Genomic DNA, 13,480 nt, shown 5'->3' with positions numbered 1-13,480 from the left:
AGGCTAAACATCCGCCGGATTCAGGTGCATCATTACCCAAGTGGTGTAAGTGCCGATCGGACTCCAAAGTATGTAAGGCAGCAATAACAGGGCTGCAGGCTCCGAAACTTGCAACACACTTAAAGCTAGTATTACGCTTAAAATAGCGCCCGTTCCGCCGATTATTGTGCCGACTTTTAGGCTACGCAATTTGCACATAACGGGCGTGTAAGAAATAGTCACTATTTCTAAAAGCAGGTACAAACCCATTCTCAGCCAAGTCTCCTGAGTTCCGGGTTCTTTTTCCCAAACAATCACTGCTGACCAAGCTGCACAAATAAAAATTACTGTCCAAATTAGGGGAATTGCTTTTTCAAATACTAGCCATCTCGGACGCTGCAAGCGGTTGAACCATTGGATGTCGCTGGGCGCGATTATGTTAGCGGCTAAAGCTACTACAAAGGCGACGCCTCCGATTACCATCCAGGATTTAATCATTTCTTTACCTTGGGCGAGGTTGACAGGTTCAATTCAGCAGATATTATCTCTAATTTGGGCGAGCGCGCCATCTGTCCCTAGTTATATTAAGTTGGGATCAGTCGCGAAACCCAACATCAGTTGAAAAGTAATTTAGACTTCTGGGAAACCTCAATTTATTTTCTTCAATTCCACTTCATAATATAAAAAATGTGACCGAAAGCATCCAGGATACAAGCCCCCGGATTCATCCGTGGAGAAAGAAAAAACCTGTATCCGATAAACAAGCAGCCGAATTTATCCGTGGGGTCAATGCTTCAATTCTTTAATCTAAAATCTAAAATCTAAAATCTAAAATCGATTGACTCTTGCTCCCTCCCCTTGACAAGGGGAGGGTTCGGGCAGGATTTTCAGTAAATTTGACCAGTAATTTTGACAAAAAGTTTCTTAGTCTTTCAAAACAATCGGCTACTAGCCGAGCCGATGATGCTGCTCTAATTCTAAACTAGAGTCATCCTCTTTTTTGGGAACCAAAAGCGTACTTTCGCTGCTCGGTTGCAACACGGCTTTAATCACTTGGAGAAAACGGTTAGGCTTTTTAGTTTGACCGTTGAGAGTGCGGCGGTCTTGCACTTTTTTAGAAAGGTGCCGCATCACAGATAAATCGAGTTCATCTATGAAATGGTCTGCTATACGTTCTCCCATTAAATCAATAGCTTCAGCATACTGCTCGGTCAGGGTTTCTATGGCATCGTATGCTTCGTCAGCAACTTGACTTGCTACTGTTTTATTTTGGTCGCCTGATGTCTGGGAATTGGTGCGGCGCCGGTCTAAAAGACTTTGGTAGTCAGCAATGCTCATTCCCAAATTGTAAATATGGTGGTGAGCGTGATCCATCAAATCTACTTCGCTGGGATAGAAGAAACCGCGAGTGCTGTTGATGCCGTGCAGTTTGGCCCAACGTCGCAGATTTGTTTCATCTTGCAGTTGGTATCGCTCCAACATTTGAGCTGTGTTCAGCTCTACTTCTGGCGTAACTTTGAAATCGCTCATCGGTAAATCCTCGCTGGTGAGTAAATAAATAAAATTGAAACTTAGAATCTGTGATTTGCGTACAGTCTGAAAATGACGATCGATCCTTTGACGGCATTCACGGAAGTCTTGCGGGCATTTGCTAGCCGTCGATCGTGCGATCGTTAGATGGAGTCAGAGGATTTCAGGGTACTTTTGGGCTTTGTCTCGATCGCATCCGGGAGCAAGCACACAGGGTTAATAATATAGCTGATTTAAGGTTTTAACAACCGTTAAAAATAGTAAAGTTTGATTTTTTAGCTGGAAATTTTAGTAATGTTGAGCTATAATATTCTCAATTACCGTGCAATTAGTAATTTTAGTAGTTGCAAACGAGATTCTTAGTATGCCTGTATACGATTATTTTTGTCCCAAAAACAACCAGAAGTTAGAAGTTTCGCACAGCATGAACCTGGAAGTTTCGACTTGGGGTCAACTGTGCGAGTTGGCTAAGTGCGAACCCGGGGAGACTCCCGCAGATGCTCCGGTACGCCGGCTGCTGAGCGCTCCGAGGTTGATGAAGCCGACATCCGACACCGATTATAAAAATTCGGGTTTCAGCAAGTACGTGAAGCGGGATGAAGGGGTTTATGAAAATGTCACGGCTAAGGACGGTGAAAGCCGTATAGTCAATCGAGATGGCAAGCCGATTAAAGACTGAAAATCCACACTAATCGAGTTTTCAGTTGGGTGAATTACAGATATTGGGTAGGGACACGGCACTGCCGTGTCGTGCCTTTTATCCGATTGAAAAGTGCTATATTATTCAAATCGTATTATGCCGATGCAGAGCGAAACAATACCAGCGACCGGACATAATATTATTAGCCAAACCAATCTTTCATTTTGTGTTGGGCTTGTTCTTTAGTCTCAGCATTAATATAGACTGAAACAGTAGCTATTGCCGCCAGCAAAACTCCCAAATCGTCGGTAAATCCGATGCCGGCTAATATATCTGGAATCGCATCGACAGGAGATATAAAATAAGTCAGAGCTCCAACTACAACTCCTTTTGCCCAAGCAGGCACGTTTGGGTTCTGAGCCGTATAGTAGAGAATCAAAGCTTTTTCAACTACTTCTTTTCCTGCGTTTAAAGCAAACTTTTTAAGTTTAACCCAAAAATTTTCATCGGAGTATTTTATATTAGAATCACTGAGGTTGGTCGTGGTTCTTTTTGGGTCAATTAAATCGAGAGGGATGCCCTTATTTTTGAGCTGGGAAACAGCAGAATTGAAAGATGCTGATGCCTGATTTTTATTAGGCGCGCCCTCCCGTATTTGTTTCATGTCTGCGATGAATTCCTGCATGGCTTGGATTTGCAAGTCGGAAACCGCCAGCAGTTTTTTTGCGGATTGGATCGCCTCGCTTTCTGCGGGATGCAGCGTCTTATTTGCCCCAGCAATGTTAATTAAAAAATACATAACTCCCAAACGCAGCGGTTCTTCTGAGTGGCTGAGTGTTTGCAAACAGTCGCTGAGTGAAGGGGGAGTGGCTGTGTAGGATTGGATTTGAGTCTTTGCAGAGTCAGAAAATTTGTCTAAATTTATAGTTTTAAACAACAAATCTAGTTCGTCAATATCAACGGAACCATCGGCGGCTGCGATCGCAAATAAAGAACCATAAAAAGCTAAAAGTTCGCTTTCTGAGGATGTGGCAAAAATATCTCTCTCGGACATGATGCTACTCCGATTGATAACGACGCTTTGCATTTTACCACAAAACTCAGATCGAAATGATTTCGGCACTCGCATTCAAGGGCTGCAAAAACCGGCAATAATTTTAGAGAGGATGACACTATGGAGAATTTTTTATGAAAGTTGCGATCGTCGGCTGCGGCTATGTGGGTACTGCGACAGCCAAACATTTACGCGGCAAATCTGATTGTACTGTGACGGCGACAACTACGACGGCGACGCGAGTAGTTGAATTGGAGGGTGTCGCGCAGCGGGTAGCCGTGCTCAAAGGAAATGACAAAGAGGCAATGACGGCTGTATTGCAAGAACAAGATGCTGTTATGCTGTGCGTAGGTGCTCCCAATTCTCAAGCTTATCGGGAGAGTTATTTAGAGACTGCGACAACTTTAGTATCGGTTTTACAGCAGATACCGACAGTAAAACAGGTTATTTATACGGGTACTTATTCTGTGTATGGCGATCGCCAAGGTGAATTGGTAAATGAAGATTCACCCGTTGCGCCGGCTAATCCAAACAGTGAAATTCTAGCAGAAACGGAACGGATTTTATTAGCAGCATCTAGTCCCAATCTTCACGTCTGCATTCTCCGTTTGGGAGGAATTTATGGGCCGGGGCGAGAATTAGTTAAAATCTTTGGACGTTCGGCTGGGAACACTCGTCCTGGTAGGGGGGAAGATGCTACTAATTGGGTGCATCGCGATGATGTTGTTGGGGGGTTAACATTTGCTTTGGAAAATCGATTACAGGGAATTTATAATTTAGTTGGCGATGTATCGCTATCTAGTGGTGAATTGCTCGATCGCATTTTTGAAACTCACAATCTGCCTAAAGTTTCTTGGGATGGAAGTCCTAGCGTGCGGCCTTATAATGCTAGGGTGTCGAATCTAAAGATTAAGGCGGCTGGTTATCAGTTTGTTCATCCTGAGATTAGGGAGTTTTAGTTGGGCGATTGCTCTTTTTTTGACCGCAGATGCAGGCGGATAGACGCGGATAAATGCGGATGAAGAAAGGGCGATACTGACAGATTTATATTTTTTATTCATCTGCGTTCATCCGTGTTCATCTGCCGACATCTGCGGTTCACAAAAAAGCCATTTCAATCACTAATTAACTTATCCCATAATCCCAGCAAAAAAGTCGATCGTCTCTTTCAACGCTTTCACAAACACATCAATCTCTTCGCGAGTATTGTAAAAATACAAACTCGCCCGCGCCGTAGATGAAACGTTCAAATAGCGGTGCAAAGCTTGCGTGCAGTGATGCCCGGAACGAATCGCGACTCCCTCCTGATCTAACAAGGTAGACAAGTCTTGAGGGTGAATTTCTCCCGCAGTAAATGCCGCTAATGCAGCCCTACCTTCGCCGTTGCTGTCTGGTTGCTGCCCGTAAATTTTGATTTCTGGAATTTGCCGCAATTGTTGGAACATATAAGCAGTCAATTCTGCTTCGCAAGCGTGAATCTTATCCATGCCAATGTTACTAAGATAATCGATTGCTGCACCGAGGGCGATCGCCTCGCCGATCGCACTCACGCCCAAATCTGTGTTTTCCACCCAAAATCTGAGTAAATTATGAGCATAATTGCTGATTGACAAATGCAACCCGCCGCTTAAATTGTCACGGGTGTGCTCGCCCATCAGTGGTGTTGGAGAAGCTAGCCTGAGCGTGGGACTAGAAAACCTACAGTATTCTGGGTGGTAGCTGACGAAGCATAATTTTATTTAAATACACTTGACAATAAGATTATAATTTTCTATGATTTTATTAATTTCAAAAAGGTACTAAATTCTCATGGCTAAGTTTCTGAAACAGTTGCTAGTTTTTAGTTTAGTCATTTTGTTGGCTTCTTCTTTGTTTATAACGTCTGCTGAAGCAGCAAACCGGAAAGGAAGTACCCGGAAGGGTGGTTCAAACAGTCATGGGAAAGGAAGTCATTACGAAGGTGGACATTTTATTGAACAAGTTAGTAGTTCAATTACTACTAACTTAAAAGGTTATCAGGCGAGTAATTAAGTTTTATTCAATTACTTGGTTGCAGCAAGTAGGGTGGCATTATCCACCCTACTTGCTTGGGACATAAAACCCGCAAAAAATGGTTTCGTCTGTGTAGTTCAGATTTCAACCCCCACCTCACAAGCTTACCCCATCATCCCAGCAAAAAAGTCGATTGTCTCTTTCAACGCTTTGACAAACACATCAATCTCCTCGCGAGTATTGTAAAAATACAAACTCGCCCGCGCCGTAGATGAAACGTTCAAATAGCGGTGCAAAGCTTGCGTGCAGTGATGCCCGGAACGAATCGCGACTCCCTCCTGATCTAACAAGGTAGACAAGTCTTGAGGGTGAATTTCTCCCGCAGTAAATGCCGCCAAAGCTGCCCTACCTTCGCCGTTGCTGTCTGGCTGCGGCCCGTAAATTTTGATCTCTGGAATTTGCCGCAATTGTTGGAACATATAAGCAGTCAATTCTGCTTCGCAAGCGTGAATCTTATCCATGCCAATGTTACTAAGATAATCGATTGCTGCACCGAGGGCGATCGCCTCTCCGATTGCCGGCGTCCCCGCCTCAAATTTGTGCGGCAAATCGGCATAGGTGGAATAATCGAGAAACACGTCAGCAATCATCTCGCCGCCGCCGAAAAACGGAGGCATTTCTCTCAGCAAGTCCAGTTTACCGTACAGAAAACCGATGCCAGTCGGAGCGCACATTTTGTGACCGGAAGCAACCAGCCAATCGCAATCTATTGCTTGCACATCTACTATCATGTGCGGCACGCTTTGGCAAGCATCTATTAAAACTCTGGCGCCGAAACTGTGGGCAATTTTGCAGATTTCTTTGACTGGACTGATGCAGCCCAAAGTATTAGAAACGTGAACGGTTGACACCAACTTAGTTTTATGAGAAATCAGCGTTTTAAACTGTTCCAAATCAAACTCGTTAGTTTCCGTTAACTCGACAAACTTCAGCACCGCACCGGTTCTTTGAGCCATCATTTGCCAGGGAACTAGATTGCTGTGGTGTTCCATTACCGACAGGATAATTTCATCTCCGGCTTGCAGATTGCTCAAGCCCCAAGAATAAGCAACCAAATTAATCGCTTCGGTGGCGTTGCGAGTGTAAACAATTTCTTGCCGCGTCGCGGCATTTACAAAGGCTGCAACTTTGTCTCTAGCACCTTCGTAAGCATCAGTCGCTTTGGCACTGAGAGTGTGAGCTCCCCGGTGGACGTTTGCATTATATTTCTCGTAGTAGTCGCGCCAAGCATTGATGACAGCTAGAGGTTTTTGAGAAGTAGCTGCATTGTCTAAATAAACTAGCGGCTTGCCATTTACTTTTTCATTCAAAATAGGGAAGTCGCCGCGAACTTTTGATGCAAGTGTTTTTTCTTGAATAAGTGTCATATTTTTTGAAGTTAGTGATTTGTCGTTGGGTGGGGGCGGGTTTACGAGATTGTTGGTTTTAAGCAATTATTATTCGTGAAACCCGCCCCTACAGGCTGTTAAAAATGGTGCAAAATGTGGTATGGACACAGCACTGCTGTGTCCTCTGTGTCCTCATCTTTATGAGTTATCCTTGGATAGCCACGCAGGTAGAAAGCATTTTCGCCACACCTACAATTGGCAACTGATTGAGAATTTCTGCTGCAAAAGCATCAATTAACAAATAGCGACTTCTTTCTAAATCCAAACCGCGACTTTGCAAGTAGAAAAGTTCATCATCTTCTAATTGACTGACAGTTGCACCGTGGGAACATTTAACGTTGTCGGCGACAATTTCTAACTGCGGTTTGGTATCTACACGAGCTCTCGGCGACAGCAACAAATTCCGGCTCAACTGTCCGGCATCTGTCAATTGTGCGGCTTTGCGAACGAAAACTTTGCCGTTAAATACAGCGCGAGCTTTGTTGCCGACAATGCACTTGTGCAATTGGCGACTTGTACCGTGGGGGTAATTAAAATCGATTAAACTGTGGGTGTCCGCTAACTGTTCCCCAAAGGCTACGCTTAAGCCGTTTAAAGTTGTTTCAGTGGCTTCGCCGCGCTGAAATACTTCTAAATTGTGCCGCGATATTTTGCCTCCCAAGCTGATAGCATGGCAAGTGTAACGGCTATTACGAGATTGTTCGATCGCACTTTTGCCGATATGAACGACTTCCCCACCTTCTCGCTGAAGCCGAACGTGATTCACAGTGGCGTTTTCACCGACAACAACATCCGTTACAGCATTCGTAAATGCAGGGACATTACCGATAGTTGCGTAATCCTCAACCAGCGTGACATTACTTCCAGGCTCAGCTATGACCAAGCAGTGCGGCTGGGACATCGTGGGAGATGCACCTGGTGCTGTCAGGAACAGCAAGTGAATTGGAAGCTCGATCGACATATTGGCCGACACGAACACCACCGCAGAATCCGCCAAACCCGCAGTATTCAGAGCGGTAAACACCTCGGTTTGCTGTCTGTGCTTGCTCAAAACATCGGTGATGCGCCCTTGATATTTTTCGGGCACATTAGATAGATTACCTGCGTAAAAGTCGATCGGCAAATTCGGCAAAACCGACGACTCCACCGTTGACAAATCCGGTGCATAAAAACCGTTGACAAATACCAATCTTAATGGTAAATCATCCCGATTTTTCACTGGCATAATGATATCAGCCAGCTTAACTTTTGACTGATTGCTCTGGGGTATATGAAAAGGAATTTGCAACACCGCCGACAAATCAGTAAAGCGCCATTCTTCATCCCTCACCGTCGGAAAACTCGAAGAAAGCACGTATTCAGTCGCCGCATCCCGCAAATCCTGCAACCCGTAAGCAGAACTTTCGTTATTAGCTGCGCCCAACTTGCCGCACTGATTCACCAAATCAGTCAAAAACATTTCCCTACTAGCAACTTGCGTATTCATCATCGCGCGCCTACTCCTGCTGCTTCCTCTTCCACCACCCAGTCATAACCGCGCTCTTCCAATTCCAGCGCCAACTCTTTCGGGCCAGTCAAGATAATTCTACCGGCTTCCATGACGTGAATAAAATCAGGAATAATGTAATTCAGCAACCGCTGATAGTGAGTAATCACCAACATCGAATTTTCAGCATTTGACAACTGATTCACACCGCCGGCGACAATCTTGAGAGCATCGATATCCAAACCCGAATCAGTCTCATCCAAAATAGCTAACTTCGGTTCTAAAAGCGCCATTTGCAAAATTTCATTCCGCTTTTTCTCGCCACCCGAAAAACCCTCATTAACGCTGCGGCCTAAAAAAGAATCATTCATCTTGACAATATCCAGCTTGTCCTCGATTAAATCTTGGAAATCAAAAGCATCCAATTCTTCCAAACCGCGATGTTTGCGGTGAGAATTGTAAGCCACGCGCAAGAAATCCAGATTGCTAACGCCGGGAATTTCTAAAGGATATTGGAACGCTAGGAAGACGCCAGCCAAAGAACGTTCTTCCGGCGGTAATTCCAGCAAATTTTGACCCAAAAAAGTAACTTCTCCGCCAGTTACCGTATAAGCAGGATGGCCGGCTAATATCTTGGATAAAGTGCTTTTCCCCGAACCGTTCGGCCCCATAATCGCGTGAATTTCACCCGATTTAATTTCCAGATTCAAACCCTTAAGGATTTGGGTATCTTCCACATTCGCAGTTAAATCGCGGACGGATAGCACCACTTGACTATTTTCAACAATCATCTATTTTTTTCCTTTGCCTCAATGCACTTTACAGTTTTTTCTTCTCGTTCTTTTCGTTCCTAGGCTCTGCCTAGGAATGCGTGTCGCGAGGCTCTGCCTCGTTGGAAACGGGAGAGAGAAATGTGAGGCAGAGCCTCTAGATATGCGTTACCAGGCAGAGCCTGGTAACGATGGTTTCTCGCCCGCCAAAATATTTTCTTCCTTCTTCCTTCTTCCTTCTTCCTTCTACCTTCTACCCGACACTTCCTTCCAGCTTCAGACTCAACAGCTTATCAGCTTCCGCCGCAAATTCCATCGGTAACTGATTGAAAACATCTTTACAGAAACCGCTAATCATCATCGAAATAGCATTTTCTGCGGAAATTCCCCGCTGTGCGAAGAAGAACAATTGCTCTTCCCCAATCTTAGAAGTAGAAGCTTCGTGTTCGACTTTAGCAGTGTGGTTCTGCACTTGAATGTAAGGGAAAGTATTCGCTTGAGCATTGTCGCCAATCAGCATGGAATCGCACTGAGAGTAATTGCGAGAGCCTTTAGCATTAGGCCCCATTTTCACCAAACCGCGATAGCTGTTGGATGAATTTCCCGCCGAAATTCCCTTAGAAATAATCGTGCTGCGAGTATTTTTTCCAACGTGAATCATTTTGGTTCCGGTGTCAGCTTGCTGTTGGTTATTTGTCAGCGCTACCGAGTAGAATTCGCCCACAGAGTTGTCGCCGACTAACACGCAACTGGGATATTTCCAAGTAATCGCGGAACCGGTTTCTACTTGTGTCCAAGAAATTTTAGAATTAACTCCCTGACACAAACCCCGTTTCGTCACGAAGTTGTAAATGCCCCCTTTGCCGTTGGCGTCGCCGGCGTACCAGTTTTGCACTGTGGAGTATTTGATATCGGCATTGTCCATTGTTACCAATTCCACTACGGCGGCGTGCAGTTGGTTGGTGTCAAACATTGGCGCGGTGCAGCCTTCCAGGTAAGAAACTGAGCTGTTTTCTTCTGCAACAATTAGGGTGCGCTCGAACTGGCCGGAATCTCCGTTGTTGATGCGGAAATATGTTGACAATTCCATTGGGCATTTGACGCCTTTGGGAATGTAAACAAAGGAACCGTCGCTGAATACGGCGGAGTTGAGGGCTGCGAAAAAGTTATCGCCGACTGGTACGACGCTGCCGAGATATTTTTCTATTAGTTCGGGATAATCTTTGACGGCTTCTGAGATGGAACAGAATATTACGCCGTCTTTGGCTAACTTTTCTCTAAATGTTGTGGCAATTGAAACGCTGTCGAAAACGGCATCGACGGCAACATTTCCGAGCCGCCTTTGTTCGGATAGGGGAATACCGAGTTTCTCGAAGGTTTCTAGCAGTGTCGGATCAACTTCGTCCAAACTGTTGAGCTTTTTGGGCTTTTGTTTGGGCGCGGAATAGTAGATAATTTGTTGGTAGTCGATCGCGGGATAGTTGACGTGGGGCCAAGTGGGCTCGGTCATTTTCAACCACTGCCGATATGCTTTGAGGCGGAATTGCAGCATGAATTCCGGTTCGTTTTTCTTGGCTGAAATCAGGCGGACTACATCTTCGCTCAAGCCGCGGGGGATGGTGTCTGACTCGATGTCGGTGACGAAACCGTATTTGTAGGGCTGGTTGACTAAGGTTTTGACTGTGGTAGAACTCATTATTTTGCGTGTTCAGTGTTCTAGATAATGCTCTCTGGATGGCAGACGGGGCAATGCCTGTCTGGGCTTGAGCGAGTTCTGCTGGACTGCTCTGGGAAGTAAAACAACACTTTTGTTGCTTTACTATATTTTAAGCTACATTAACAATAGTGATATTGTCAAAGTCAAAATAATAATTTTTTGTGAAGATGATGGAGACTACTCAGCAGACTTCAACGAAACAAGACATCCTGGAATATTTGCTCAAGGGGGGGCAGGGGACGGCTCTTGAGTTGGCGGAGTCTTTGGATATCAGCCCGCAGGCAATTCGCCGTCACTTGAAGGATTTGGAAGCGGAGGGGCTGATTCAGTATCAGTCGGTTCAGGCTGGGATGGGGCGGCCGCAGCACATTTATGAGCTTACCAGTCTGGGGCGCGATCGATTCCCCAATCGTTACGGTGATTTTGCAGTCTCTTTCTTGGATACTTTGGCGGAAACCGTCGGCCGCGAGCAAGTAATTACTATTCTGCGAAAACAGTGGCAGCGCAAGGCTACGGACTACCGGCGGTTAGTGGGTACGGGTTCGCTGCAAGAACGGGTGACTAAGTTGGTGGAACTCCGCAGGGCTGAAGGTTATATGGCTGAGTGTTATCCTGTAGAATCTGTAGAGGTGGGGATGTGCGATCGCGCTGGTTTGGGCGATCGATTTGTGTTGATGGAACACAACTGCGCGATTTCTAATGTTGCTGAAACTTTTCCGAGTGTGTGTGGCAATGAGTTGGAAATGTTTGCAGCGGTTTTGCCGGATTGTATTGTGGAGCGGACTCACTGGATTATTAATGGGGAACACCGCTGCGGTTATTTGATTGCAAGAAGGAAGGAAGAAGGAAGAAGGAAGAAGGAAGAAGGAAGAAGGAAGAAGGAAGAAGGATGAGGGAAGGCACTACACGGATTTTGACACGGATACACGGATGGGTGTTTTTACTAATTACCAATTACCGACAGCACTACACGGATTTTGACACGGATACATGGATGGGTGTTTTTTGCTTTTACCGATTACCAACAGCACGATACGGCTTTTGACACGGATACACGGATAGATGTTTTTACCGATTACCAATAACAAATAACAAATAACAAGTAACTAATAACTATGGAACCGCTAGCAGATTTTTTAAAGCCGGAAGAGTGTGCGGAAGTTGATATGGCGCTGCTGTCGTCGAAGGAAAAGTTTTCGGCGCGGGTGGCAATTTATGCTTTGAGGGTGCTGAAGCAAATTTCTGGGGAGACTGGTTTGCCGGTGGCTGAGGTGACTAATGGGCAGGTGATGGATTGGATTAAGAATGATGAAAGTATTAAAGGGTCGATCGAACTTGATGCTAGTTTTGAAAACTTTTTTACAAATTTGGTGGTGGCGTCTTTGCGGCCTTTGAGGCAAATTGCGACAGAAGCCGAGATCCCGATCGAACAATTAACAGTTAAGCAGGTCGTGGCGTGGTTTGTGAAGGACGGGAAGATTCGCAGAGAACAGGGAACCGAGGCGGCTTTTTTGGACTTGTAAGTTAAAGGTCGATCGGCCACACTCGCAAACTCGGCCTAAAACCCCGATAATTGCAGTGGTTTCGGGCTACCTTTAAAAAACTTTTGGCAAAGGGGTTGACAGAGTGGGGAAAACTTGATAAGGTAATTAAGTCGAGCGAAAGAGATGCAGTGCATCAAGCTTAACATTAAGCTGAACGCAGACACAGGATTAAAAGTTTTCAAAGCTTTCCTGGTGCTTATGATGTAATGGAACCACTCCGATCCATCCCGAACTCGGTTGTTAAACGTTGCTATGGCGAAGATACTCGGCGGGTCACTGCCCGGTAAAATAGCTCAGTGCCAGGTTAATAATAAACTAAAGCTCTTTTCCCGCAACAACGGAAAAGGGCTTTAGTTTTTTGGTGAATTATTAGTTATTCGACATTTCCAGAACAGTTCGTCTCGGGCCGGCAGGATGCCTAACCCCTACTCCCCACAAGAATGGTTGGAGATGTCTAATCCCTCTTTTGTCACTTAGGGGGTAGTATAAAGTTAAGCAACAACCAAATCCGTAACTAATCCATCACGAAAAAGAGTACGAAAATCTTTCAGATCGTAGATTAATTGGCACAATCCTCGTCACAATCCAGGAATCTCAAACACCTCTAGCCAAGGTTTGATTAAACAATAAAAAATATAGGGCCCAATTATCAACCTTAAGTTATTGAGCGTACTTTTCCAATTCTGAGAATGATCCCACCAAGGATGCTGTTAATATTTATCCTGGGCAATTAACCGAAATGGGTTCTTTAATTTATTGCTAGGAGAGTAAGTTAACTCATCTGAAAGAGAGCCATCAGATTGAGCGTGAATACTTGCCAAACGCCGTCCTTTGCAATACCGCAACTCTGTTCCGGTGAGCAGTTACAAAAAAAGAGGCCGCCATCGACCTCTTACCCCTCTACTAATCCAGCTTCGGATCTTAAAGTAGACCTGTATTAGCTCCGGGCTTACCGGTAGCCAGTTGCACTTTAATAATTCTGCCGCCCATTTTCATAATTCTTTGCTGTTCCCGGAACCAGTTGTCGTAAGGAACCAGCTTAGTAAAATAGGTATTTTGCAATTCGCGCTGAGTGCGGATGCGGGTTTGACTTGGGACGCAAGCAGTCACCTTAAACATTCTCATGGGAAACGAACTCCTGAGTAGGTTTACAGATTATTAGATGGATTTTTTAAAGATTGAAGGCAGGGAGTTACGAGTCAAAACTAGCTCGTTAAAACTCGTCGGGCTTTCTCGACAAGCCTTTGACGGTCTAGCAATCACTCTCAACTTCCCTGACCTCTTTTCAAAGCCAAAGGTAACAAGTCTAAAGTTAAAAGA

The 13,480-nt window shown here is 45.1% G+C and carries 14 protein-coding genes, 1 rRNA gene and 1 pseudogene; 7 read left to right on the top strand and 9 right to left on the bottom strand.

The genetic code is table 11. The features are described from left to right. Positions 1 to 3: 3 nt before the first annotated feature. Together QUA13_RS10620 and QUA13_RS10615 are read right to left on the bottom strand one after the other, a co-directional pair. A complete protein-coding gene (locus QUA13_RS10620; RefSeq protein WP_333198270.1) occupies positions 4 to 477 on the bottom strand; it encodes a TspO/MBR family protein in 474 nt (157 codons plus the stop codon). 450 nt (positions 478 to 927) lie between these two features. After that, positions 928 to 1,509, bottom strand: a complete 582-nt coding sequence (locus tag QUA13_RS10615) for a hypothetical protein (RefSeq protein ID WP_333198269.1) — start codon at positions 1,507 to 1,509, stop codon at positions 928 to 930. A 364-nt stretch (positions 1,510 to 1,873) separates the two neighbouring features. Between QUA13_RS10615 and QUA13_RS10610 the strand changes: the two genes are divergently transcribed. Beyond that, positions 1,874 to 2,188: a zinc ribbon domain-containing protein gene (locus tag QUA13_RS10610; RefSeq protein ID WP_172189370.1), complete on the top strand. Its 315-nt coding sequence runs from the start codon at positions 1,874 to 1,876 to the stop codon at positions 2,186 to 2,188. 163 nt (positions 2,189 to 2,351) lie between these two features. On the opposite strand, the gene QUA13_RS10605 is transcribed toward QUA13_RS10610, so the two are convergent. Further along, positions 2,352 to 3,203, bottom strand: coding sequence for a DUF1232 domain-containing protein (locus QUA13_RS10605; protein WP_333198268.1), 852 nt, complete (start codon positions 3,201 to 3,203; stop codon positions 2,352 to 2,354). 134 nt (positions 3,204 to 3,337) lie between these two features. Here QUA13_RS10605 and QUA13_RS10600 point away from each other — a divergent pair, with 134 nt between their 5' ends. Then, the gene (locus QUA13_RS10600) at positions 3,338 to 4,162 is read left to right on the top strand and encodes an NAD-dependent epimerase/dehydratase family protein (RefSeq protein ID WP_333198267.1); all 825 of its coding nucleotides are present in this window, start codon (positions 3,338 to 3,340) and stop codon (positions 4,160 to 4,162) included. A 171-nt stretch (positions 4,163 to 4,333) separates the two neighbouring features. Here the strand turns inward: QUA13_RS10600 and QUA13_RS10595 are convergent. Then, positions 4,334 to 4,762 (bottom strand): annotated as a pseudogene (locus tag QUA13_RS10595) (aminotransferase class V-fold PLP-dependent enzyme); the annotation flags it as partial. 250 nt (positions 4,763 to 5,012) lie between these two features. Between QUA13_RS10595 and QUA13_RS10590 the strand changes: the two are divergent. After that, positions 5,013 to 5,234, top strand: coding sequence for a hypothetical protein (locus QUA13_RS10590; RefSeq protein ID WP_333122793.1), 222 nt, complete (start codon positions 5,013 to 5,015; stop codon positions 5,232 to 5,234). Positions 5,235 to 5,359: 125 nt separating this feature from the next. Here the strand turns inward: QUA13_RS10590 and QUA13_RS10585 are convergent, their stop codons facing one another. The 4 genes from QUA13_RS10585 to sufB form a co-directional block, all read right to left on the bottom strand. Continuing rightward, positions 5,360 to 6,622, bottom strand: coding sequence for a SufS family cysteine desulfurase (locus QUA13_RS10585; protein WP_333198266.1), 1,263 nt, complete (start codon positions 6,620 to 6,622; stop codon positions 5,360 to 5,362). 166 nt (positions 6,623 to 6,788) lie between these two features. Continuing rightward, positions 6,789 to 8,132 (bottom strand): Fe-S cluster assembly protein SufD, encoded by a 1,344-nt coding sequence (gene sufD / locus QUA13_RS10580; protein ID WP_333198265.1) that lies wholly within the window; start codon positions 8,130 to 8,132, stop codon positions 6,789 to 6,791. Then, the gene (gene sufC, locus QUA13_RS10575; protein ID WP_172190153.1) at positions 8,129 to 8,920 is read right to left on the bottom strand and encodes a Fe-S cluster assembly ATPase SufC; all 792 of its coding nucleotides are present in this window, start codon (positions 8,918 to 8,920) and stop codon (positions 8,129 to 8,131) included. The genes sufD and sufC overlap by 4 nt, the downstream gene beginning before the upstream one ends. Before the next feature lie 232 nt (positions 8,921 to 9,152). Next, positions 9,153 to 10,595, bottom strand: a complete 1,443-nt coding sequence (gene sufB, locus QUA13_RS10570) for a Fe-S cluster assembly protein SufB (RefSeq protein ID WP_172190154.1) — start codon at positions 10,593 to 10,595, stop codon at positions 9,153 to 9,155. 188 nt (positions 10,596 to 10,783) lie between these two features. On the opposite strand from sufB, the gene sufR reads away from it, so the two are divergent. The 4 genes from sufR to rrf all read left to right on the top strand — a co-directional run bounded on the left by sufR (position 10,784) and on the right by rrf (position 12,465). Further along, positions 10,784 to 11,509 carry an iron-sulfur cluster biosynthesis transcriptional regulator SufR gene (sufR, locus tag QUA13_RS10565; protein ID WP_333198264.1) on the top strand — a complete coding sequence of 242 codons (726 nt, stop codon included), beginning with the start codon at positions 10,784 to 10,786 and terminating at the stop codon, positions 11,507 to 11,509. Next, the gene (locus tag QUA13_RS10560) at positions 11,442 to 11,597 is read left to right on the top strand and encodes a hypothetical protein (RefSeq protein WP_333184574.1); all 156 of its coding nucleotides are present in this window, start codon (positions 11,442 to 11,444) and stop codon (positions 11,595 to 11,597) included. Before sufR ends, QUA13_RS10560 begins: the two co-directional genes overlap by 68 nt. 134 nt (positions 11,598 to 11,731) lie before the next feature. Then, a complete protein-coding gene (locus QUA13_RS10555) occupies positions 11,732 to 12,139 on the top strand; it encodes a hypothetical protein (protein WP_333198263.1) in 408 nt (135 codons plus the stop codon). 209 nt (positions 12,140 to 12,348) lie between these two features. Continuing rightward, positions 12,349 to 12,465: ribosomal RNA gene (gene rrf, locus QUA13_RS10550) — 5S ribosomal RNA — on the top strand. 616 nt (positions 12,466 to 13,081) lie between these two features. On the opposite strand, the gene QUA13_RS10545 is transcribed toward rrf, so the two are convergent. Beyond that, positions 13,082 to 13,285, bottom strand: coding sequence for a phycobilisome linker polypeptide (locus tag QUA13_RS10545; protein ID WP_006634929.1), 204 nt, complete (start codon positions 13,283 to 13,285; stop codon positions 13,082 to 13,084). Positions 13,286 to 13,480 lie beyond the last annotated feature (195 nt).

The sequence above is a fragment of the Microcoleus sp. S28C3 genome, from assembly GCF_036700785.1.
GTDB lineage: Bacteria > Cyanobacteriota > Cyanobacteriia > Cyanobacteriales > Microcoleaceae > Microcoleus > Microcoleus asticus.
Note: the sequence above shows the minus strand (reverse complement) of the source record. Positions and strands in the feature narration are given on the sequence as shown.

What these genes read in the sequence shown, in the direction of transcription:
- QUA13_RS10620 (WP_333198270.1), bottom strand. Translation starts at nt 477, where the DNA reads ATGATTAAATCCTGGATGGTAATCGGAGGCGTCGCCTTTGTAGTAGCT.
- QUA13_RS10615 (WP_333198269.1), bottom strand. Translation starts at nt 1,509, where the DNA reads ATGAGCGATTTCAAAGTTACGCCAGAAGTAGAGCTGAACACAGCTCAA.
- QUA13_RS10610 (WP_172189370.1), top strand. Translation starts at nt 1,874, where the DNA reads ATGCCTGTATACGATTATTTTTGTCCCAAAAACAACCAGAAGTTAGAA.
- QUA13_RS10605 (WP_333198268.1), bottom strand. Translation starts at nt 3,203, where the DNA reads ATGTCCGAGAGAGATATTTTTGCCACATCCTCAGAAAGCGAACTTTTA.
- QUA13_RS10600 (WP_333198267.1), top strand. Translation starts at nt 3,338, where the DNA reads ATGAAAGTTGCGATCGTCGGCTGCGGCTATGTGGGTACTGCGACAGCC.
- QUA13_RS10590 (WP_333122793.1), top strand. Translation starts at nt 5,013, where the DNA reads ATGGCTAAGTTTCTGAAACAGTTGCTAGTTTTTAGTTTAGTCATTTTG.
- QUA13_RS10585 (WP_333198266.1), bottom strand. Translation starts at nt 6,622, where the DNA reads ATGACACTTATTCAAGAAAAAACACTTGCATCAAAAGTTCGCGGCGAC.
- sufD (WP_333198265.1), bottom strand. Translation starts at nt 8,132, where the DNA reads ATGATGAATACGCAAGTTGCTAGTAGGGAAATGTTTTTGACTGATTTG.
- sufC (WP_172190153.1), bottom strand. Translation starts at nt 8,920, where the DNA reads ATGATTGTTGAAAATAGTCAAGTGGTGCTATCCGTCCGCGATTTAACT.
- sufB (WP_172190154.1), bottom strand. Translation starts at nt 10,595, where the DNA reads ATGAGTTCTACCACAGTCAAAACCTTAGTCAACCAGCCCTACAAATAC.
- sufR (WP_333198264.1), top strand. Translation starts at nt 10,784, where the DNA reads ATGATGGAGACTACTCAGCAGACTTCAACGAAACAAGACATCCTGGAA.
- QUA13_RS10555 (WP_333198263.1), top strand. Translation starts at nt 11,732, where the DNA reads ATGGAACCGCTAGCAGATTTTTTAAAGCCGGAAGAGTGTGCGGAAGTT.
- QUA13_RS10545 (WP_006634929.1), bottom strand. Translation starts at nt 13,285, where the DNA reads ATGAGAATGTTTAAGGTGACTGCTTGCGTCCCAAGTCAAACCCGCATC.